Here is a 20,038-nt window from a genome sequence, read left to right on the forward strand (position 1 = left end):
CTTCGATCAACCATATGAGATATCTTCCCGGCCCGTTCTTTCGATTTCTTTTTCTGCACCATATCCCCGTTCCCGGAAATATGGTGCGCTGTCTTTACAATATATCAATGAACTTTTTACTCTTTTTTCGTTCGCCCTGTTTCCCAAAGCGGCTGCAAATGTACAGCCTTTTTTTTAATCCGACAAGCTTTTTTGAAAAAAAATTATTTTTTCTTTTTCCCGGCGGTCATCAAAACACAGAACATATGAACGTGGCGCTCCGAACACCCTTTCCGCCGACTCCGACATTGCTTCGTTAGCGGGGTGCAAATCTACCACCCTTTTTTAAATCCACAAGGATTTTCTGAAACTTTTTTTGCCTTTTTTCAAGGGCACCGCACAACCCGCTGTCAACAAGCATCTTGCAACAGGGCACGGCCCCCGAAAAGGGAAAACAATTTAACGCTTTTTCCCATAACCGCAAAACAACGGCACGTTAAAATTACACGGCCACCCGCCGGGCCCGCCTGCCGGAGGCAGGCAGCGGAGCGGCACCGCCGGAGCAAAACAAGGGATACAGCAGAGCAACCGGCCATACATATGGAGGAAGCGCACAATACATTACATTAAAATTGTTCTTGAAAACATAGAGAGTTCCTTGCCCCTACTCCTTGGACCTATTCTGGTCTTTCCAAATATTGGTTAGTGTAGCGTAATCGTATTCCAAAACGGAAGGCTGCCGTTCCAAACTGAAATCCGCAAAGGCCCGTTGCAGAATATCCTCTATAAGGTAATCCTCATGCACCTGATCAGGGTGAAATTCTTCCTTAATACTAATGCTGAACATTTTGGCGGTGGTATTGTACCAAAAGGCACGCCAGCCACTTCGCAACTCTTTTACCAGATCAAAAGCCGTAATCCCCGTCTGCCTATAGATCAACTTTACCAAAATTTGTCCTTCGGTACGTGTTAATTTTTTTAATTCCTCGGAAAATTCGTCCTCAATAAATTTTTGAACCTTGCGCGTAAACCTTCTTTTGTGCGAATTCTTCTTTATATGTTCCAAACTATCATTTAATTCCACCAACCTCTCGGCAGCCAATTTGGCATAAGGATACACCTTCATGGTTTTTCTCCTTAATATATAATAGCGCAACTTATCGTTATAGGAAGAGAATTTAAGCCTACCAAATACATAGACCTCATTTAACGCTATAGAGCTTTGGAGAACTGAGTCGCCTTCCATTATAATATATTGCTGGGCCAAGGAATCCAATGTTTCTTCCGGAACCTGTGCCAGACCAACAAATCCCATTATCCCATAAAGTATTACCAATAATCTTTTTCTCATTGAACCTTAAAATACAAAAGCCTTGCCAAAATTAATGATAAAGAAAGGAGCTTGCTATTAAATAAAAGTGAATATTGTTAAGTTTGTATTCAAAATACATATACGTATATGAGCGCAAAAAAGATTCTTACCAAAAAATCCATGGATTTTTTAGAAAAATATTTAAACAATGCCTCCCCCACAGGTTACGAATGGGAAGGGCAAAAATTATGGATGGAGTATCTGAAACCATATGTGGATACTTTTATTACCGATACATACGGTACCGCAGTGGGCGTTATAAATCCCGATGCCAAATACAAGGTGGTCATAGAGGGCCATTCTGATGAAATATCGTGGTATGTAAACTACATTACTGATGAAGGATTAATATATGTTATCCGTAATGGAGGTAGCGATCATCAAATTGCACCTTCCAAATGGGTCAATATACACACCAAAAATGGAATCGTAAAGGGAATATTTGGATGGCCAGCCATACATACCAGGGACAGCTCCAAAGAAGAACCCCCTAAATTGGACAATATTTTTATTGATATAGGTGCCAAAGACAAGGCCGAAGTAGAAAAACTTGGCGTACACGTTGGATGCGTTATTACCTATCCGGATACCTTTCAGGTCCTAAATGAGAACAAATTTGTTTGTAGAGCCATAGACAACCGTGTTGGTGGTTTTATGATTGCCGAAGTAGCGAGACTACTTAAGGAAAACAAAAAGAAATTACCGTTTGGGCTATATATTACCAATGCAGTACAAGAAGAAATTGGACTAAAAGGTGCTGAAATGATTACCCAAACCATAAAACCGAACATTGCGATAGTAACAGACGTTTGCCATGACACTACTACACCCATGATCGAGAAAAAGAAACAAGGACATACCATGATTGGTGCTGGTCCTGTTATTTCTTACGCCCCTGCGGTACAAAACAAACTTCGGGAACGAATTATTGAAACTGCGGAAGCCAACAAGATTCCTTTTCAGCGCATGGCCGCTTCAAGATATACCGGTACGGATACCGATGCCTTTGCCTATAGCAATGGCGGGGTGGCTTCTGTTTTAATATCCCTACCCCTAAGATATATGCACACCACAGTAGAAACGGTTCATAAGGATGATGTAGAAAATGTTATTCGATTGATCTACGAATCTTTATTGAACATAAAAGAAGGGGAAACTTTTAGTTATTTTGAATAGTCTTTTTCAGAATCCTCCCTTTTAGGGGGGATTTTTTATTTTAGATCATTTGCTACTCATTTAAAATATTGCTTGATTATGGACGAATTGATAGACATATTGGATACCGATGGAAATTACACGGGTAATTCCATCATGAAATCCGAAGCACATAAGAGGGGGATTTTTCACCCTAGTATCCATGTTTGGCTATATACTAAAAATGGGGAAGTCTTGATTCAGCAACGGGCCAAAAATAAAGACACCCATCCAGGACTTTGGGATGTTTCGGTAGCAGGACATATTGGTGCCGGTGAGGATGTAATGGAATCTGCCATTAGGGAAGTAAAGGAGGAGATCGGTCTTGACATTACGGAAAACGAACTATACAAACTAGGAGTATACAAATACAGCTACCAACATCATAAAGATTTATTGGACTGCGAATTCCACCATACTTTTTTAAGTGAACTAAAAACACCCTTTTCAGCGCTTAAAATGCAAGAAAGCGAAGTGGACGATCTAGCCCTAATTACATTGACCTCGTTCCAAAAGGAATTGGAAAGCAATGTGAATTCCAAGAAATACGTGCCTTACGAAATGGAATACTATGAAACCGTGCTAAATGCCATACAAAAAAGGCTATAAATTGTTCAAAAACTCCTCTAGCCTATCCAGGCTATAGGTTTCCTGCCCCCCTTTGACCATATCCTTAACCACAAAGGAATTGCTGCTCAATTCCTGTTCCCCAATCAAGACAACAAAAGGAACATTCCTATTATTGGCATATTTCATCTGTTTCTGCATCTTGGCACTTGAGGGATACAAGTCACATTTTACACCGGCCTTCCTAAGTCGATTAACAAGTTTCAAGGAGGTCAACGCTTCCTTATCCCCAAAATTTACGCAAAGTACCTGTAAGGATTGATCAATGGCTTCTGGAAAAAGCCCCAGTTCCTCCAGGACCAAATAAATGCGATCCAGGCCAAAGGATATACCTACGCCACTAACATCTTTTAGACCGAAGATTCCGGTAAGGTCATCATAACGACCACCGCCGCCGATAGACCCCATGCTTACGCCTTCTGGCGCAGCTACTTCAAATATGGCCCCGGTATAGTAATTAAGCCCCCTTGCCAAAGTAACATCTATTTTTAGATTTGCGGATTGCAAACCTAGCTCCTCCAAGGTTTCAATTATAAACCTTAGCTCCCCTACTCCTTTACTTCCTTCCTCGGAATCCTTTAACAAATTACTTAAAACCGAAAGCTGCCCCAAGTTACTTCCACTTAGTGCAAATAAAGGTGCCGCCTTTTCAATGGCCGCATCAGAAATGCCTTTTTCCCGCATTTCTTTGGATACACCGTCTATCCCGATCTTGTCCAACTTATCAAGGGCGACTGTAAAGTCGATTAGTTTATCGCGTTCCCCTATTACTTCGGCAATTCCCGCCAATATTTTCCTATTGTTCAGTTTAATGGTTACCCCTTCCAGCTTTAAGTCCGTAAATACGGCATCGTACAACTGCACCAATTCTACTTCCTGCAAAAGGGAATCTGAACCTACTACGTCGGCATCGCACTGGAAAAATTCTCGAAAACGACCTTTTTGAGGTCTATCGGCACGCCATACAGGCTGGATCTGATATCTTTTAAAAGGAAAGTCGATTTCATTTTGGTGCATTACCACATAACGGGCAAAGGGGACAGTAAGATCGTACCGCAAAGCTTTTTCTGATATCTTTGAAGTCAAGGCGATCGAATCCTTAGCGGAATACAACTCATCATTCACCTTATTCAAAAAATCCCCAGAATTAAGAATTTTAAAGATCAGTCGATCCCCTTCGTCTCCATATTTCCCCATTAGGGTTTCAGAGTTTTCAAAGGACGGAGTTTCAATGGGTTGAAAACCGAAAATTTGAAAATGCTTTTTTGCCACATCGAAAATATAATTTCTCTTATTGACTTCGGATGGGGAAAAATCCCTGGTTCCTTTAGGTATGGATGGTTTTTGTGCCATTATTTTTAATTCTGTTGTAAATATAAGGGATTGTGAAACTTTGCTTATTAGGGAATAGGTATAATTAACCTATTAAATCCTCGAACCACTGGTATAGTTCTCCTTTGGTGATTACAGCTCCCTGCTTTATTAAATTAAACTTATCCAAGTTTTTATCTGCAGTATAGGCCTTGGAAGCTGTTAGGTATTCCACAAAATCTGATTGATAATTTTTTCTGAACCAAGAAAAGCCCTCTTTGGTAGTTAGATCTATTTCAGGATTCATCACCTTTACCGAGATAAGCTTCATTTCCTTTTCTTCGGTATGGAATAAATGCATGTGTTGGGCAGAGATATTTTCCAAATACTTCACCTTGGACAAAACACCTTCCCAAATTAAATCGCTAAAAATATCAAGTTCCTCCTCCGCTACTTCCGGTTTTTCTTTCTTTAGCGTATCCCATTCGTCTCCTGTAATGGATTGGGTAGCCAAAAAATTAATGAATTCCTGGTGCAACTCTTCCAGTTGTTGTCTTGTTAGTCTTGTGTATTTCATTTTGCCACTGAATTTCAAATACGGCTTACATCAATATCCATTGCCATTCTTGGCTTAGTGTAAGATTAAAAGGCCGCTCCTTTAACATCATTAACATAAAAAAGGCCACATAAATGCGGCCTTTCAAATAAATCAATATAATAGTATTATCCTTTTGCCTCTGCAACTACTTCAAATGGGAAATCGACTACCACATCTCTGTGCAATCTTATTTGAGCATTGTAAGGACCAGTCCTTTTAACAGCACCACCTTGTATAGAAATATATTTTCTATCCAAAGAATGTCCAGCTTTTTCCAAAGCATCGGCCAAATCTATATTAGTAATAGATCCAAATAATTTATCTCCAGCACCAGCTTTTGCAGCAATCTTGATTTCCAATTGCTTAATTGCTTCTGCAGTCTTATTGGCAGCATCAACAATTTTCTTCTCTTTGTGAGCTCTTTGTTTTAAATTTTCGGCCAATACTTTCTTGGCAGATGGTGTAGCTAATGAGGCCAATCCTCTAGGTATAAGGTAATTTCTACCAAAACCATTCTTTACTTTCACCAAATCATCTTTAAAACCTAAGTTTTGTACGTCTTCCTTTAATATAAGTTCCATCGTCCGTTTCTTTTTATTTTAATAAATCGCCAACATATGGCATTAAAGCTAAATGACGTGCTCTTTTTACAGCAACAGCCACTTTACGCTGATATTTCAAGGAAGTACCTGTAAGTCTTCTTGGAAGCAATTTACCTTGCTCGTTTACCAACTTTATTAAAAAATCAGGATCTTTGTAATCTACATACTTAATACCTGATTTTTTGAAACGACAATATTTCTTTTGGGTATTCGTCTCTATATTAAGAGGAGTAAGATATCTGATCTCTCCGTCTTTTTTACCTTTCGCTTGTTGTTCTATTGATGCCATAATCCTTACGCTTTAGCTTTTAACTTTGTTCTTCTTCTCTCTGCCCATGATACGGCATGCTTGTCTAATTTCACAGTTAGACAACGCATAATGCGTTCGTCCCTTCTGAATTCCAATTCATAAGGGGCAACAACGTCGCCTTCAGCTGTAAACTCGAACAAATGGTAAAAACCACTTTTCTTGTGTTGGATAGGATAGGCCAATTTCTTAAGCCCCCAGTTTTCTTTGGCTACCATTTTGGCACCTTTGTTAATTAAGAAATCCTCGAATTTCTTAACTGTTTCCTCTATCTGAACATCAGATAGAACGGGATTTAAAATGAAAACAGTTTCGTAATTGTTCATATGTTTAAAATTTTTTAAGTGTGCAAAAGTAATTATTTTTTACTCATATCACAAGAAAATGGAAAAATCTTCGTTATACCTAGAACAAACATAATATTGAACTTAACCAAAAACAATTAAAACTATGGTCATTGCCATTTACACAACAATTACTGCAATGTTTACAACTTTTGTTGTGCATCAGCGTGATTTTTAAGTACTTTGTCGATGATTTAACCCCACAAATCAACCATTTATGAAATTAAGAAGCATTATCGTGGACGACTCGTCCATGCAGCGGATGGCAGTTGCCAAACTGGTGAACAACCATCCGAATCTGGCTTTGGTAGCTGAGTACAGTAATGCCATTGAAGCCAAGAACGGCATCAAAAACAATGAAATTGATTTAATTTTCCTAGATGTAGAGATGCCAATTATCACCGGATTCGACCTATTAGAGTCCCTAGATAACAGCCCTCAGGTAATTTTAATTACAGGTAAACCTGATTATGCCCTTAAGGCATTTGATTACGATGTAACAGATTACCTTCACAAACCTATTACCTTATCACGTTTTGACGCCTCTGTTAAGAGAGCCGTTGCTAAATATGAACAAATAAATAAGGTAACAGAGGATGAAGAACATATCTTTGTTAAGAGCAACCTGAAGAAAAGAAAGGTTATATTAAACGAGATAAAATGGATTGAAGCTTTGGGCGACTATATAAAATTAGTTACGGATGAGGCAAATATCGTAATTTTATCAACAATGAAATCCTTTGAAAAACAGTTGCCTGAAGATAAGTTTTTAAGAATTCACAAATCCTATATTGTTAACTTGGAAAAAGTGGAGAAGTTTAATAGCAAAAATGTAGAAGTTAGCGGAAAACAAATACCTTTAAGTAGAAATAAGAAAACCGAATTGGCAGAGGCCCTCAATAATTTTTAGGTAATTAAATGTGATCTACGTTGTAGATTACCCGAACACCTCTGTAATAAGAGATAGCATTAAAGGATTTTTCAATTCTTTTAATGCTATTTTTTGTTTTGACCAAAGAGAAATTTCCCCCTATCTTGATAATAACGTTTTTGATATACTGATTCCTTATTCTTGCCACAGGCGGATATTCGGGGCCCAATACGTTTTCTCCAAAAATATTCTTTAACGATTTGGCGAACCATTCCGAGGCTTCATTGAGTTTGTTGTAATCCTTATGCTTAAAAGTAATTTTAATAATTCTGTTTATTGGGGGATATTTATACTGTTCACGTTCATAAATCTGTTCCATAAACATCCCATCATAGTCACTAGTCGTCACTTGCTGTAATATCCTGTGATTTGGATTATAGCTCTGAATTATAACCTTACCCCTTTTCTTGGTTCTACCTGCCCTACCGGCCACTTGGGTAAGCAACTGAAAACTTCTTTCGTGGGCCCTAAAATCGGGAAAGTTCAATAATGAATCTGCATTCATTATTCCTACGAGATTTACATTCCTAAAATCCAACCCCTTGGTAAGCATTTGGGTTCCTACAAGAATGTCGATTTCCTGTTGTTCAAAAGAGGTGATGATTTTCTCATAACCATGTTTCCCCCGAGTGGTATCCAAATCCATTCTTCCAACATTAGCTTTAGGGAACAAATGGTTTAATTCCTGTTCCACTTGTTCAGTTCCGAAACCTTTGGTATCCAAAGTAGCATTCCCACAGGCCTGGCAGCTTGTCTGCAGGGCTATGTGATAGCTACAATAATGACAACGTAATTGCTTCCTATGTTGATGATACGTTAAGCTTACATCGCAATTTGGACATTGAGGGGCATGACCACATGTAGTACACTCCATTATTGGTGCAAATCCCCTTCGGTTTTGAAATAGAATAACCTGCTCTCCGTTTTCCAAGGTTTCAGCAATTTCTTTCAGAAGTCGCTCAGAAAAATGTCCTTTCATCCTTTTTTTTCGAGATTGCTCCTTTATATCTACCAATTCCATGTCCGGCATAAGCACATTGCCATATCTTCTATCTATCCTGGCATAGCCATATTTGGTGGTCTTCACATTATAAAAACTTTCCACGCTAGGTGTGGCCGATCCCAATAGAATATCACTTCCATGCAAATTTCCCAAAACAATGGCACCGTCCCGCGCGTGATATCTGGGCGCTGGATCATATTGCTTAAAAGAACTTTCATGTTCCTCGTCCACTATCACCAATCCCAGTTCTTTAAAGGGTAAAAACAGGGCCGATCTGGCCCCTATAACAATCTGTGCTTTTGGTTTGTTTTCCAGTACATTATTCCAAACCTCCACCCTCTCCTGTACATTATATTTGGAATGGTAAACAGCCACTTTTTCACCAAAGTAGGCCTGCAATCGAGATATCAATTGTGTAGTAAGCGCAATTTCAGGAAGTAGATAGAGCGCTTGCTTACCTTTACTTAAATACTCCTCAATTAACTTAACATATACCTCCGTTTTCCCCGAAGAAGTTACGCCGTGTAAAAGCACTACCTTGTTGTCTTCAAAAGATGCCTTTATATCCCCAAATGCAGAAAGCTGATATTCGTTTAAGGATTTTAAATTTATACCATCATCTTCCCCCTCATAAACCACCCTATCCGTTTGCACAAAATGCTCTTCTAAAATACCCTTATCTATCAAGGTCTTAATGATAGCACTGCTACTATTGCTCGCCTTTTCCAAATCGCTCACTTTTACAGGCTTTTTGGTCATGGCCTGTAATTGAAACAGCGAGAGTACAACTTGACTTTGTTTAGGTGCCCTGGTTAGGCTATTTAACAGGACTTCCAAATTTTCTTCCGACCTATGGTTTTTTCCCAATTGAACATATCGGACCAATTTTGGCTTGTATTGCTCAAACATTTCTTCCTTGAGAAGGATGATATTCTTTTTGAGCAATCTATTTAATACAGGGATGATATTCTTTTTGTCGAGAATATCGCTTATTTCCTGAACTCGAAGTATTGATTGGTGCTGCAATGCCTCAAAAACCATAAATTCATCATCCAGCAAATCGTTTTCCTCTATAATTGCACCGTCGTTCTTAAGTATCAAGGTTTCACTTTCCAACAAAAATGCACTTGGTACTGCAGAGCGGAAAACTTCCCCTATGGAGCACATATAATATTGGGCCAACCATTGCCAAAATTTAAGTTGAATGATAGTTACCAAAGGGTATTCGTCCAAAACTTGATCTATCCCCTTGGCCTCATAGACGGTAGGAGCGGTGTTGTGAATTTCGAACACCAGTGCAGTATAAATTTTTGACGTTCCAAAAGGAACGGCAACCCGCATTCCCGGTTTTAAAACTTTCACCTCTTCCTCGGAAACCTTATAGGTAAAGAGTTTTTCTATAGGAATAGGTAAAATAACATTGATAAAATCCTGCATATTCCCTTAACTTCTATCCTTCCACCCTTATCCAAGTCTGGGTGCGATAAATGAATGCCAGATACCCTCTAACCTTTAATTCATCAGGATTATCAGGGTTAAGCCACAACTTGCACCTAAACGTCATTGCCTGTTCCGGATCGAACAATGTTTTTCCTTTCCATTCCCCATTTCCGATGTGTTCCACATCCTCAATAATTTTCATGCCCACAATTGGTTGATCTTTTTTGTCTCCATCACATTTCTCGCATACGGCATTTTCCCGGCCTTCTTCCAGAATCTCCACCACATGACCGTACATAAGTCCATCTTCCTCATAAATACTAATAATAGCCTTGGGATTTCCCGTCCTATCATCTATCGTCTTCCATTTTCCGAAAATGCTCTGTGCCGAACAGCACATTGAAAAAAGCACCAAAACACAACACATTGCCCACCTATTCACTTCCATCATGTTTTTCATATTTTTTTCGTAATGAGTTTAATGAGGCATTTAATTCAAAGCCCAGTAGCAAGATATTGGAATTTAACCAAATAAAGACCAATAATATCAACAATCCGCCCAAAGCACCATACAATTCGTTATATCTGGCAAATTTCTCAACATATACCCCGAATAAGTAAGAAGTCAATATAAAAAGTAAGGTGGTCATCAAAGCTCCAGCGGAAAAAAACCTGGCCTGCTTTCCCTCTTTGGTTCCAAAATAATATAAAATTGCCGTTGTAAAATAGGCCAGCACTCCTAAAAATAAAAACTTACCCCATTGCACCAAAAGAAATTCACTTTCATCCACCTCCAATTCCATTCCCCTATGGGTTATATCATGTAGGCCAATAAGCACATATGCCTCGAAATAAACAAATATAACAGCCCCAAACAAGAGCAGGATAGACAACATCAAACCTACCATCAAGGCATAGCCATACTGTTTAAATATATTGCGGTTGAGACTCACATGATAAGAATTTTCAAATCCACCAAAAATGGCGTTTACCCCGTTGGCCATTAAAAAAATGGAAGTAATAAAAGCGATGGCCGATGACAGCACATCCCCCCTTTCCTGTTCACTTATCTGCAAGTATATTTCACTAAAATATTCACCCGTAGCTGTAGGCAAAAATGATTCCAGGAAAATTAAGAATTCCGTATCGAAATTGGAATTTTCAATGGAAATATAGGGAATAATAAACGGGATTAAAGTCACCAAAAAAATCAGAAATGGGAACAAGGCCAAAAACAGACTAAAGGCTATGGAACTTGCTCGTGTAGATAGAGCCCCCTTTACTATCCCCATTAAATACATCTCCATGAGGTCATAAAAAGAAAGTCCCTCAAAAGCAGGCAACTTAACTTTTTTCATTAAACCCACTATCCAATTTACAATGGGGATCTTCTCTAGTTTACTTTCAATTTCCAAGGACATCTATACCGCTTTAAGACTAAGGTCCATATTGTAAATAGAATGGGTCAGGGCCCCCGAGGAGATAAAATCTACCCCACATTCCGCATATTTCCTTATTGTCTCCTCATTTATTCCACCAGAAGATTCCGTTAGACATTGATCACCGATCATTTTTACAGCTTTTTGGGTATCCTCAAAGCTAAAGTTATCCAATAGAATTCTATAAATTCCGTTGGATTTCAAAATAATCTCTACCTCATTTAGATTCCTAGCTTCCACAATTATCTTTAAATCCAGATTCTTGTCCTTTAAATATTTCTGTGTTTTCTCAATGGCCTTGGTTATGCCGCCGGCAAAATCGATATGATTATCCTTTAACATGACCATATCATACAGTGCAAATCTGTGATTTTCACCACCACCAATTTTAACGGCCCACTTTTCAAGTGCCCTTATCCCCGGTGTAGTCTTACGGGTATCCAATATTTTGGTGTCGGTTCCCTGTAAAAGTTTTACAAAATAGTTGGTTTTGGTGGCAATTGCGCTCATTCTCTGCATAGCATTTAAAACCAATCTCTCTGCTTTTAAAATACTCTGTGAACTTCCGGACACATAGAAAACAATATCCCCAAATTTTACCGAAGTCCCATCATTAATAAGCACTTCCACCTCTAAGTTCTTATCAACGTATTGAAAGACCTGTTTTGCGAAATTTACCCCTGCAATAATACCATCGTCCTTCACCAACAGCTTGGCTTTGCCAGTTGCAGAGGCCGGAATACACGCCAGGGAACTATGGTCCCCGTCACCCACATCTTCCCGTATGGCATTAGTTATAATAAGATCAAGTTCTGTTTTAAATTGTTCTTCTGAAATCATGCAATTATTTTTCCTTGCTAATTTACTAAAATGTTTGTCCAATTCCTCCTTTGTTTTCTCATTGTGGGACGAAATGAAATAAATAAAATAGACCTCCAAGACGATACTTTACATACTATTCCCAATTAAAACTGTAATTTTCAAGGATTTGCCATTTTATGGGCTGAAGCTTCTTTTTGCAATTAAAGAATTGCATATTACATTTGCCCTATGACCATAAAACTACTAGTACTAGGGAAAACAGATAGTGTTCAATTAAATCAATTAATTGAGGAATATCAAAATAGATTAAAGCACTATATAAAGTTTGAATTGGAAATAATCCCCGATATCAAGAATACCAAAAATCTATCGGAAAAGCAACAAAAGGAAAAAGAGGGCGATGCTATTTTAAATAAGCTTAACCCAACAGATTTGCTGGTACTACTGGATGAAAATGGTAAACAGAAAACCTCTGTGGAATTCTCTGAATACCTCCAAAAAAACATGAATTCTGGTTTAAAGCAGCTCGTTTTTGTTGTTGGCGGGCCTTATGGTTTTAGTGAAGCCGTGTATCAAAAATCGCGTAACAAGATCAGTCTATCAAAGATGACATTTTCACATCAAATGGTTCGATTATTTATGGTAGAACAATTGTACAGAGCCTTCACTATATTAAGAAATGAACCCTACCACCATCAATAGCAAAAAGCGATTGAAAAAAAGAAAACTAATTTATCAAACATCGCTTTTAATTAACCGTCCCCAAGTCTGGTTTCCTAAATCTATAAATTGAAAGGCATAAAAAAAACTGCCTAAAAGTAAACTTCAGACAGTTTTGAAGTTATGATTAACAGTTTCATTCTAATACAAAACCCTGAATTTAATAGTATTGTCTATTTTCTTAAGGGCTTTTAACACATCCTTGTTATATTCTTTGTCCAAATCCGAAATTACATATCCCACTTCATTATCCGTGGAAAGATACTGACCAGAAATATTCATATCGTAACGGGCCAAAACCTCGTTGATCTTCGCCATAACCCCTGGAACATTCTTATGAATATGCAGAAAACGATGGGCATTGTTCTGTTTGGGCAGTCTAATATTTGGAAAGTTGACAGCATCAACAGTATTCCCCGAATTTATATAATCCATTATTTTGCTAGGTACAAAATCGGCAATATCACGTTGTGCTTCCTCTGTACTTCCGCCAATGTGCGGGGTTAAAATAACATTTTCCAAACCTTTGAGTTCGGTTAAAAACTCGCCATTACTTCTTGGCTCTTCTGGAAAAACATCTATTGCAGCTCCAGCAAGTTTTCCACTTTTCAGTGCATTTGCCAAGGCCTCAATATCCACTACAAATCCTCTTGAAAGATTTACAAATAATGCACCATCCTTCATTTGGTTAATTTCCCTTTCCCCTATAAAATTCTTGTTGGCCTTATTATCATCAATATGTAAGGTAACTACATCCGAAACATTTAACAAATCTTCCAAAGTACTGCATTTAGTAGCGTTACCTAAAGCCAATTGATCACCTACGTCATAGTAATAAACACGCATGCCCAAGGCTTCGGCCAGTACTGACAATTGCTTTCCAATATTCCCGTACCCTACAATTCCAAGATTTTTACCCCTTACCTCTTTTGAATTGGCAGCGGTTTTATTCCATTGACCATCATGGATTTCAGTACTACGTGGAAATATGCTCCTCATTAACATAATGATCTCCCCAATAGCCAGTTCAACAACCGACCTTGTATTGCTATAAGGTGCGTTAAACACAACGACTCCCTTCTTCTTGCAGGCATCCAGGTCTATTTGGGTAGTACCGATACAAAAGGCTCCAACTACCATTAACTTGTCGGCCGCGGCCAACACATTTTTGGTAACCTGCGTCTTGGAACGTATTCCTAGGACATGCACTCCTTTTATTTTTTCGATCAGCTCTTCTTCCGTTAAACTATGTTTTAACAGCTCTACGGAAAACCCTTCCTCAGAAAGGGTATCAAAGGCATTTTGATGGACATTTTCCAGCAATAAAATCTTAATTCTATTCTTTGGGTAGGATATCTTTCTTGGCAACTTGTTCACAAATAAAAATTCATCTAAATTAGGTGTAATATAGTCTGCGTTTCTCGCAGCCTTTTCTCTATGCACATTTTCGGTATATGCGAAAAATTTATCCGCTATACCCGCTTCGCGCATTACATAGTCACTATAACCGTCTCCAATTACCTGTACTTCCCCTTGTAGATCCAAGTTTTTTAAACAGGCAATTTTACCGTTGTGCAAGGCTAAAACATTATCCTCGTCAAATCCAATTATTTTTCCGTTTTCGTCAAATTTAAATGTATTTGCATAAACTCGATCGGCGGGAATATTGTATTCTGCAACTATGGGATCTATAAATTCCTTAAATCCACAGGAAATGATATAAATATCATCTGAATAATTATGAAAAAATTCCTTATTGGATTCTATTGACTTGGATATCTTTTGACGAAGAAGTTGAACCAAATTGTCCAAATCGTCTTTATGGGCGTTTAATAATTTAATTCGTTTTTCCAAAGATTGGGTAAAGGAAATATCCCCATCGATGCCCAAATTGGTTATTTTCTGAATTTCCCGAATAATATCATCCTTATCCGACCTTCCTTCTAGCGTAATTTCAGCTAAAACGTCCAGCGCCTCTACCCTAGTTAGGGTACTATCAAAATCAAACACATATTTTCTGCCTGCCGCAACCATTGAATCTGAATTTTAAGGGGCAAAAGTATGAATAAATTTTATCCAACTTCCTATTCTTGAGTAGAAAAGTAATCGACCCTCGGATTTTTGCCTTAATATATAAGAATTTGATTTTTATACGCCTTTAAAATTGACAAATTGATAAAATTCACCTTCCCTTAGGTACCGAGATAAATTAATCCCGCTAGAATTGCAAGTCCAAAACTCAATAAGGTACCTATTAAAATATATTCCGTAAGTTTTCTGGAATTACTCTCCTTAAGGTCATTAAACCTAAAAACCGATTTGGCGGTTATCAATAAACCAATAGCCTCCCATCTTCCTAAAATAATAAAGACCAATACGAACAAACGCTCAATTATCCCAATGTACTTTCCCGCATTGGGGAGGGATTTATGGTCTAGCTCAATTCTGTCCGACATACCTTCCAATAATTTGGCCATTATAATCGAGGCTGGATAACTTACAAATACTACTGCGGTAACCAAAGGCCAATTTATTTCTTTAAAAAGACCTATGGTATTTCCTAATAAATCAGAATTAAACGCACAGCAATAAAGTACAATAAGATGTAATGCCTGGTCTATAAAAAATGGAATGGATTTATTCTTAAAATAGGGATTGGCAAATATTTTTGATAGATCGATAAAATAATGTGACACTGCTATTATTACTACCCACCACCATAATTTCAAGTCCCACAAGAGCAGCATGGTAACAGCAAAATGAATCAATATGTGCAGGTATAAGTATTTAGAAGCTATCATATTGGCCTCTTTATGCACTACCCATTTAGTGGGTTGAAAAATATAATCTCCCAGAAGGTGTGCCAACAAGAGTTTGGTGAACAATATCATTCTTTAATATGTTTTAGATTTCCTTCATAATACGCCAATAAATCCAAGACCAAATCCATCCTCGCGCGCTTTAAGCGCTGACTTACAGCCGATTGCCTTATCTTTAATTGATCCGCAACCTCTTGTTGGGAAACGTTTGGTTTTTCCAACGATAAACTTACCATCTGCGCAGAAACAGTAGACCAATCGTCCATAAAATTCAAAGCAAGCTTCAACATTAGGTTTAGGGTTTCATCCCTATCATCATCCCCTGTTACAATGGCCAAATTGAGCTTTTGTTCTTTTAAGGTTTCAAAAATTCGTCCGGAACGTTGATAGGCCTTGCCGTTGGATTGGCTCACACTCCCACCTACGAAGGTTTCAGAACCCAGACCTATACCCATTCTTACATCCAACTTATTAATGGATTTAATGATAGCCTTAATCCGAATCGCCATTTGCAAGGCCCTTTCCGGAGTTGTTCTTATTTGAAATTCATCTCCCCTATAAATCTCCCAATCCATAGGTGTTCCCCCTTGGAGTCCAAGATATGGCTTTAGAATACCCATCCATTCCGAGGCCGCATAGCGGTCAGAATTAATAATGTCCCCTGTAATTATAGCTATCATATATAAGTTAAAACGCTAATATATTAAAATATAAGCTAATATACTAATATAAATTAATTATAAGTTAAATAGCTTATTAAAACCAACGGCGAACCATTACACAATACTTTAGAAACTCCTTACCAAATTTATTCGTCAGCACTTCCTCTTCTGGTATAATCTGAAAGGTATTCATATAAAATACAAACCCCGCCGCCAAAAGAGTATTAAAGGCATTGCCCAAGTACAAGCCCCAAGCCAAAAGAAGAAGCAACAAGGCCAAATACATCGGATTTCTGGAGTACTGATACAGGCCACTGGTAACCAATCTGGAAACCTTAGCTGGCGCTAGCGGATCTATACTGGTCTTAGCCCTAAAAAATTGAAACAGTGAAACAATCCCAATTAAAAATGCAAGAAAACAAAGCAAATACATTAAGTAATATCTACCAAAAAATTCAAAATAACCCACTGGCAAATACTCGGCCAATAGGTACATAAACAACGCGAACAGGAAAGTGACTAAAATGGGCGGTATTTTTAACTTCATAAAATATAAAATGATAAGGCAATAAAATTACTACTTTTAGACATTCTAAATTAATATGCCCCAAAAGATAATCAGCCCGGAATTTAAAAAACAATAAAAATCACATTGAATGCAATTGGTATTTGCGACACATAACAGAAACAAACTAAAAGAGGTGCAAGTTTTATTCCCGAAGGAAATAGAGCTACTGTCTTTAGAGGACATTGGTTGTATGGATGAAATTCCGGAAACCGCAACCAATTTGGAAGGCAATGCTATCATAAAGGCCAATTTTGTCACCGAAAATTATGGCTACCCATGTTTTGCCGACGACACCGGACTTTTAGTGGATGCCCTGGAGGGAGCGCCAGGGGTATATTCCGCACGATATGCTGGCGAACAAAAAAATGCCGATGACAATATGGACAAATTATTGCTCCAATTAGACAACCAAACCAACAGATCGGCACACTTTAAAACCGTAATCGCCCTAAACCTTAAAAACGAACAATTGCTTTTCAAAGGAATTGTGCAAGGAGTAATAACAACCCAAAAAAAAGGTGGAAAAGGTTTTGGATACGACCCCATTTTTATGCCAAAGGGGTATGATAAAACTTTTGCCGAATTACCTATTTCGGTCAAAAACAAAATAAGTCACCGGGGAAAAGCAATACAAGAATTACTAGCATTTTTTAAAAACCACAATCATGCCATCAAATAAATCCGAGGAAACACCTACAACAACTCCTAGAATATTGGAACGTACAGAGACCGTTGGAGGTATTCTGATTGCTGTATTTGTGGCCTTATTGGCCATTGCGGAACTTGTCAACAATAATCTGGAAGAGGAGATGATGGTTGCCCACAGCCAATTTGTAAACTACTCCAATTGGTACCAATCCAAAAGTATAAAACAAAGTTTAAAGGAAAGTGAACTGGATTATTTGAACGCCTTGACGGAAACAGGAATAATACCCGAGGATAAAATTAAGAATTTTAAAACCAAAATAGCCCAGACAAAAAGCATGGTATTAAAATATGAAGCGGAAAAAACTGAGATACTTGTAGGCTCATCCAATGTTCCAAGAGAACATTGGTCTCAAGACCTCGACGGAGAAATGGGGAAAATCATAGGGATAAATGAATGGGAAAAGCTGACACAAGAATACGACTCGGCCACCCAAAAATTCGACCTGGGAAAATTATTTTTTCAAATTTGTATTGTATTGGGCGCCGTTTGTATCATAATCCATGACAACAAAAAATTACAAAAAAACTTCATTGCCCTAATGTTGATATTTGGTGCCATCGGAATTATGATTTCCGTATACGGATTTACCTTGGCCCCGTAAAACGTTTAAAACACTGGTGCAAAATAAAATATTTTAATTGAAAAATTAACAGTACCTTTGCCGCTTCAATTAACGCCGCTGGTATAGCATGTGTTGCCCTGAGTCTAAATAGGTTATAAAAATAATCGCTCTATGCAACATACATATTTGCGATTATTTAAAACATATTATGACAAAATTTGAAGCATTAGGGCTTAAACAGTCCCTATTAAATGCTATTTCTGATTTAGGATTTGAATCGCCTTCAGAAGTACAAGAAAAAGCTATTCCTATCTTATTGGAAAGCGAAACTGATTTAGTGGCTTTGGCCCAAACAGGTACAGGTAAAACCGCAGCCTTTGGATTTCCACTTATTCAAAAAATTGATAGCGAAAGTAGGACCACCCAAGGGTTGATCCTATCCCCTACCAGGGAACTTTGCTTGCAGATCACCAATGAACTTACATTATATTCCAAGTACGAAAAAGGAGTCAATGTTGTTGCAATCTATGGTGGTGCCAGTATTACCGATCAGGCCAGACAAATAAAAAGAGGTGCCCAAATAGTTGTGGCTACTCCAGGTAGAATGAAAGACATGATTGGTCGTGGCTTGGTGGATATCTCCAAAATAGATTATTGTATCCTTGATGAGGCAGATGAAATGCTGAATATGGGCTTTATGGAGGATATTAAGGATATTCTTTCCAACACTCCAAAAGAAAAGTCGACTTGGTTGTTTTCTGCGACCATGCCCAGAGAGGTTTCAGTAATTGCCAAGAAATTTATGCACAGTCCTCAAGAAATTACAGTTGGGACAAAAAATTCAGGGGCAACCACGGTACAACACGAATACTATGTGGTTGGTGGCCGAGATCGTTACCCTGCCCTGAAAAGACTGGCAGATACCAATCCCGACATATTCTCGGTTATTTTCTGTAGAACAAAAAGAGACACCCAAAAGGTGGCTGAAAAATTGATAGAAGACGGTTACAACGCCGGTGCACTTCACGGGGACTTAAGTCAAAACCAAAGGGATTTGGTAATGAATTCATTCCGTAAGAAACAAATACAAATGTTGGTTGCAACTGACGTTGCCGCCCGTGGTATTGATGTTGACGATATAACGCATGTAATCAATTATCAACTACCTGATGAAATAGAAACCTATACCCACCGTAGTGGACGTACAGGAAGAGCCGGGAAATCTGGAATTTCCATGGTAATAGTCACCAAAAGTGAACTTAGGAAAATTAAGGCCATTGAAAATAAAATTCAACAAGCTTTTATTTCCAAAAAAATTCCTACCGGAATGGAAATCTGTGAAATACAGCTTTACCATTTGGCCAATAAAATTAAGGATACAAAAATTAACGAGGAAGTAGACAACTATTTACCTGCTATTAATGATGTTCTTCAAGGCATAGATCGCGAAGAACTTATCAAAAAAATAATCTCGGTAGAATTTACCCGATTCTTTAATTACTACAATAAAACCAAAGATCTAAGCACTTCAGATTCGGGAGATCGTGGTGAAAGAGGAAGATCAAGAGACGGTGATAGTAGAATCCCAGCTGATGGCAACGTTAGATATTTTATCAATGTTGGAGAAAAAGATGGTTATGATTGGATGACTTTAAAGGATTTCCTAAGAGATACGGTTAATCTAGGTAAGGATGATGTCTTTAAAGTAGATGTAAAGGACAGCTTTTCTTTCTTTAACACAGATGCATCCGCTACGGAAGCAATTTTAAAGACTTTTACCGAATTTAAGGTTGACGGAAGGTTTGTAAACGTAGAAGTATCGAAAAATCCTGGCGGCGGCGGTGGCGGCGGTGGCCGAGGAAGACGAGACAGAAGCCGTAGTGGTGGCGGAAGTTATTCCAGAGACAATGATAGAAACAAAGGAAGAAGAAGGGATAGAAGTGACTCTAAAGGAGGCTCATCCAGTAGTTCTGGAAAAAGGAGAACTAAACGAAAAAGTGATTCCTATTAGTTAATTCTATATTAAAAA

The 20,038-nt window shown here is 38.1% G+C and carries 21 protein-coding genes; 7 read left to right on the plus strand and 14 right to left on the minus strand.

The window, feature by feature from the left end:
* Nucleotides 1-643: 643 nt before the first annotated feature.
* Nucleotides 644-1,330, minus strand: coding sequence for a DUF4294 domain-containing protein (locus tag H4O18_RS07775; RefSeq protein WP_187583171.1), 687 nt, complete (start codon nucleotides 1,328-1,330; stop codon nucleotides 644-646).
* 108 nt (nucleotides 1,331-1,438) lie between these two features.
* Here H4O18_RS07775 and H4O18_RS07780 point away from each other — a divergent pair, with 108 nt between their 5' ends.
* Complete coding sequence (locus H4O18_RS07780; RefSeq protein WP_187583173.1) at nucleotides 1,439-2,527, plus strand: M42 family metallopeptidase; 1,089 nt, start codon at nucleotides 1,439-1,441, stop codon at nucleotides 2,525-2,527.
* 78 nt (nucleotides 2,528-2,605) lie between these two features.
* Nucleotides 2,606-3,154 (plus strand): NUDIX hydrolase, encoded by a 549-nt coding sequence (locus tag H4O18_RS07785; protein ID WP_187583175.1) that lies wholly within the window; start codon nucleotides 2,606-2,608, stop codon nucleotides 3,152-3,154.
* On the opposite strand, the gene hisS is transcribed toward H4O18_RS07785, so the two are convergent.
* The 5 genes from hisS to rpsF all read right to left on the minus strand — a co-directional run bounded on the left by hisS (nucleotide 3,149) and on the right by rpsF (nucleotide 6,316).
* A complete protein-coding gene (gene hisS, locus H4O18_RS07790) occupies nucleotides 3,149-4,525 on the minus strand; it encodes a histidine--tRNA ligase (protein WP_187583178.1) in 1,377 nt (458 codons plus the stop codon). The genes H4O18_RS07785 and hisS overlap by 6 nt on opposite strands.
* Before the next feature lie 64 nt (nucleotides 4,526-4,589).
* Nucleotides 4,590-5,060, minus strand: a complete 471-nt coding sequence (locus H4O18_RS07795) for a DUF6495 family protein (protein WP_187583180.1) — start codon at nucleotides 5,058-5,060, stop codon at nucleotides 4,590-4,592.
* A gap of 146 nt (nucleotides 5,061-5,206) precedes the next feature.
* Complete coding sequence (rplI, locus tag H4O18_RS07800) at nucleotides 5,207-5,662, minus strand: 50S ribosomal protein L9 (protein WP_187583183.1); 456 nt, start codon at nucleotides 5,660-5,662, stop codon at nucleotides 5,207-5,209.
* Nucleotides 5,663-5,675: 13 nt separating this feature from the next.
* Nucleotides 5,676-5,975 (minus strand): 30S ribosomal protein S18, encoded by a 300-nt coding sequence (gene rpsR, locus H4O18_RS07805; protein ID WP_176225701.1) that lies wholly within the window; start codon nucleotides 5,973-5,975, stop codon nucleotides 5,676-5,678.
* A 2-nt stretch (nucleotides 5,976-5,977) separates the two neighbouring features.
* Nucleotides 5,978-6,316: a 30S ribosomal protein S6 gene (gene rpsF, locus H4O18_RS07810; protein WP_103442173.1), complete on the minus strand. Its 339-nt coding sequence runs from the start codon at nucleotides 6,314-6,316 to the stop codon at nucleotides 5,978-5,980.
* A 235-nt stretch (nucleotides 6,317-6,551) separates the two neighbouring features.
* On the opposite strand from rpsF, the gene H4O18_RS07815 reads away from it, so the two are divergent.
* Entirely contained in the window at nucleotides 6,552-7,244 is a 693-nt protein-coding gene (locus H4O18_RS07815) for a LytR/AlgR family response regulator transcription factor (protein ID WP_031444569.1), read from the plus strand.
* 4 nt (nucleotides 7,245-7,248) lie between these two features.
* Here the strand turns inward: H4O18_RS07815 and priA are convergent, their stop codons facing one another.
* Genes priA through nadC form a run of 4 tightly spaced genes read right to left on the minus strand, consistent with a single transcriptional unit; the run spans nucleotide 7,249 to nucleotide 11,987 of the window.
* Nucleotides 7,249-9,705 (minus strand): replication restart helicase PriA, encoded by a 2,457-nt coding sequence (priA, locus tag H4O18_RS07820; RefSeq protein WP_187583185.1) that lies wholly within the window; start codon nucleotides 9,703-9,705, stop codon nucleotides 7,249-7,251.
* 13 nt (nucleotides 9,706-9,718) lie between these two features.
* Nucleotides 9,719-10,168 (minus strand): DUF2147 domain-containing protein, encoded by a 450-nt coding sequence (locus H4O18_RS07825; RefSeq protein WP_343065425.1) that lies wholly within the window; start codon nucleotides 10,166-10,168, stop codon nucleotides 9,719-9,721.
* On the minus strand, nucleotides 10,143-11,129 hold the full coding sequence (locus H4O18_RS07830) for a YihY/virulence factor BrkB family protein (RefSeq protein WP_187583187.1): 987 nt from the start codon (nucleotides 11,127-11,129) through the stop codon (nucleotides 10,143-10,145). The genes H4O18_RS07825 and H4O18_RS07830 overlap by 26 nt, the downstream gene beginning before the upstream one ends.
* The gene (nadC, locus tag H4O18_RS07835; RefSeq protein ID WP_187583189.1) at nucleotides 11,130-11,987 is read right to left on the minus strand and encodes a carboxylating nicotinate-nucleotide diphosphorylase; all 858 of its coding nucleotides are present in this window, start codon (nucleotides 11,985-11,987) and stop codon (nucleotides 11,130-11,132) included.
* 210 nt (nucleotides 11,988-12,197) lie between these two features.
* On the opposite strand from nadC, the gene rlmH reads away from it, so the two are divergent.
* The gene (gene rlmH / locus H4O18_RS07840) at nucleotides 12,198-12,671 is read left to right on the plus strand and encodes a 23S rRNA (pseudouridine(1915)-N(3))-methyltransferase RlmH (protein ID WP_187583191.1); all 474 of its coding nucleotides are present in this window, start codon (nucleotides 12,198-12,200) and stop codon (nucleotides 12,669-12,671) included.
* A gap of 159 nt (nucleotides 12,672-12,830) precedes the next feature.
* On the opposite strand, the gene serA is transcribed toward rlmH, so the two are convergent.
* The 4 genes from serA to H4O18_RS07860 form a co-directional block, all read right to left on the minus strand.
* Nucleotides 12,831-14,723, minus strand: coding sequence for a phosphoglycerate dehydrogenase (gene serA, locus H4O18_RS07845; protein WP_187583193.1), 1,893 nt, complete (start codon nucleotides 14,721-14,723; stop codon nucleotides 12,831-12,833).
* Nucleotides 14,724-14,881: 158 nt separating this feature from the next.
* Nucleotides 14,882-15,580, minus strand: a complete 699-nt coding sequence (locus H4O18_RS07850; RefSeq protein ID WP_187583195.1) for a DUF3307 domain-containing protein — start codon at nucleotides 15,578-15,580, stop codon at nucleotides 14,882-14,884.
* A complete protein-coding gene (locus tag H4O18_RS07855; protein ID WP_187583197.1) occupies nucleotides 15,577-16,188 on the minus strand; it encodes a SatD family protein in 612 nt (203 codons plus the stop codon). The genes H4O18_RS07850 and H4O18_RS07855 overlap by 4 nt, the downstream gene beginning before the upstream one ends.
* A 76-nt stretch (nucleotides 16,189-16,264) precedes the next feature.
* A complete protein-coding gene (locus H4O18_RS07860) occupies nucleotides 16,265-16,717 on the minus strand; it encodes a methyltransferase family protein (RefSeq protein WP_187583199.1) in 453 nt (150 codons plus the stop codon).
* 109 nt (nucleotides 16,718-16,826) lie between these two features.
* Between H4O18_RS07860 and H4O18_RS07865 the strand changes: the two genes are divergently transcribed.
* The 3 genes from H4O18_RS07865 (at nucleotide 16,827) to H4O18_RS07875 (ending at nucleotide 20,020) form a co-directional block, all read left to right on the plus strand.
* On the plus strand, nucleotides 16,827-17,417 hold the full coding sequence (locus tag H4O18_RS07865) for a non-canonical purine NTP diphosphatase (protein WP_187583201.1): 591 nt from the start codon (nucleotides 16,827-16,829) through the stop codon (nucleotides 17,415-17,417).
* Nucleotides 17,404-18,048: a DUF4337 domain-containing protein gene (locus tag H4O18_RS07870; RefSeq protein ID WP_187583203.1), complete on the plus strand. Its 645-nt coding sequence runs from the start codon at nucleotides 17,404-17,406 to the stop codon at nucleotides 18,046-18,048. The genes H4O18_RS07865 and H4O18_RS07870 overlap by 14 nt, the downstream gene beginning before the upstream one ends.
* Before the next feature lie 169 nt (nucleotides 18,049-18,217).
* Nucleotides 18,218-20,020, plus strand: a complete 1,803-nt coding sequence (locus H4O18_RS07875; protein WP_187583206.1) for a DEAD/DEAH box helicase — start codon at nucleotides 18,218-18,220, stop codon at nucleotides 20,018-20,020.
* Nucleotides 20,021-20,038 lie beyond the last annotated feature (18 nt).

Origin of the sequence: Arenibacter arenosicollis (assembly GCF_014397245.1) — a bacterium.
Classification (GTDB): Bacteria; Bacteroidota; Bacteroidia; order Flavobacteriales; family Flavobacteriaceae; genus Arenibacter; species Arenibacter arenosicollis.

What these genes read in the sequence shown, in the direction of transcription:
- rplI (WP_187583183.1), bottom strand. Translation starts at nt 5,662, where the DNA reads ATGGAACTTATATTAAAGGAAGACGTACAAAACTTAGGTTTTAAAGAT.
- H4O18_RS07775 (WP_187583171.1), bottom strand. Translation starts at nt 1,330, where the DNA reads ATGAGAAAAAGATTATTGGTAATACTTTATGGGATAATGGGATTTGTT.
- H4O18_RS07825 (WP_343065425.1), bottom strand. Translation starts at nt 10,168, where the DNA reads ATGAAAAACATGATGGAAGTGAATAGGTGGGCAATGTGTTGTGTTTTG.
- rpsF (WP_103442173.1), bottom strand. Translation starts at nt 6,316, where the DNA reads ATGAACAATTACGAAACTGTTTTCATTTTAAATCCCGTTCTATCTGAT.
- nadC (WP_187583189.1), bottom strand. Translation starts at nt 11,987, where the DNA reads ATGATTTCAGAAGAACAATTTAAAACAGAACTTGATCTTATTATAACT.
- H4O18_RS07860 (WP_187583199.1), bottom strand. Translation starts at nt 16,717, where the DNA reads ATGAAGTTAAAAATACCGCCCATTTTAGTCACTTTCCTGTTCGCGTTG.
- H4O18_RS07850 (WP_187583195.1), bottom strand. Translation starts at nt 15,580, where the DNA reads ATGATATTGTTCACCAAACTCTTGTTGGCACACCTTCTGGGAGATTAT.
- priA (WP_187583185.1), bottom strand. Translation starts at nt 9,705, where the DNA reads ATGCAGGATTTTATCAATGTTATTTTACCTATTCCTATAGAAAAACTC.
- rlmH (WP_187583191.1), top strand. Translation starts at nt 12,198, where the DNA reads ATGACCATAAAACTACTAGTACTAGGGAAAACAGATAGTGTTCAATTA.
- H4O18_RS07785 (WP_187583175.1), top strand. Translation starts at nt 2,606, where the DNA reads ATGGACGAATTGATAGACATATTGGATACCGATGGAAATTACACGGGT.
- H4O18_RS07855 (WP_187583197.1), bottom strand. Translation starts at nt 16,188, where the DNA reads ATGATAGCTATAATTACAGGGGACATTATTAATTCTGACCGCTATGCG.
- H4O18_RS07865 (WP_187583201.1), top strand. Translation starts at nt 16,827, where the DNA reads ATGCAATTGGTATTTGCGACACATAACAGAAACAAACTAAAAGAGGTG.
- H4O18_RS07795 (WP_187583180.1), bottom strand. Translation starts at nt 5,060, where the DNA reads ATGAAATACACAAGACTAACAAGACAACAACTGGAAGAGTTGCACCAG.
- H4O18_RS07870 (WP_187583203.1), top strand. Translation starts at nt 17,404, where the DNA reads ATGCCATCAAATAAATCCGAGGAAACACCTACAACAACTCCTAGAATA.
- H4O18_RS07780 (WP_187583173.1), top strand. Translation starts at nt 1,439, where the DNA reads ATGAGCGCAAAAAAGATTCTTACCAAAAAATCCATGGATTTTTTAGAA.
- serA (WP_187583193.1), bottom strand. Translation starts at nt 14,723, where the DNA reads ATGGTTGCGGCAGGCAGAAAATATGTGTTTGATTTTGATAGTACCCTA.
- H4O18_RS07875 (WP_187583206.1), top strand. Translation starts at nt 18,218, where the DNA reads ATGACAAAATTTGAAGCATTAGGGCTTAAACAGTCCCTATTAAATGCT.
- hisS (WP_187583178.1), bottom strand. Translation starts at nt 4,525, where the DNA reads ATGGCACAAAAACCATCCATACCTAAAGGAACCAGGGATTTTTCCCCA.
- H4O18_RS07830 (WP_187583187.1), bottom strand. Translation starts at nt 11,129, where the DNA reads ATGTCCTTGGAAATTGAAAGTAAACTAGAGAAGATCCCCATTGTAAAT.
- H4O18_RS07815 (WP_031444569.1), top strand. Translation starts at nt 6,552, where the DNA reads ATGAAATTAAGAAGCATTATCGTGGACGACTCGTCCATGCAGCGGATG.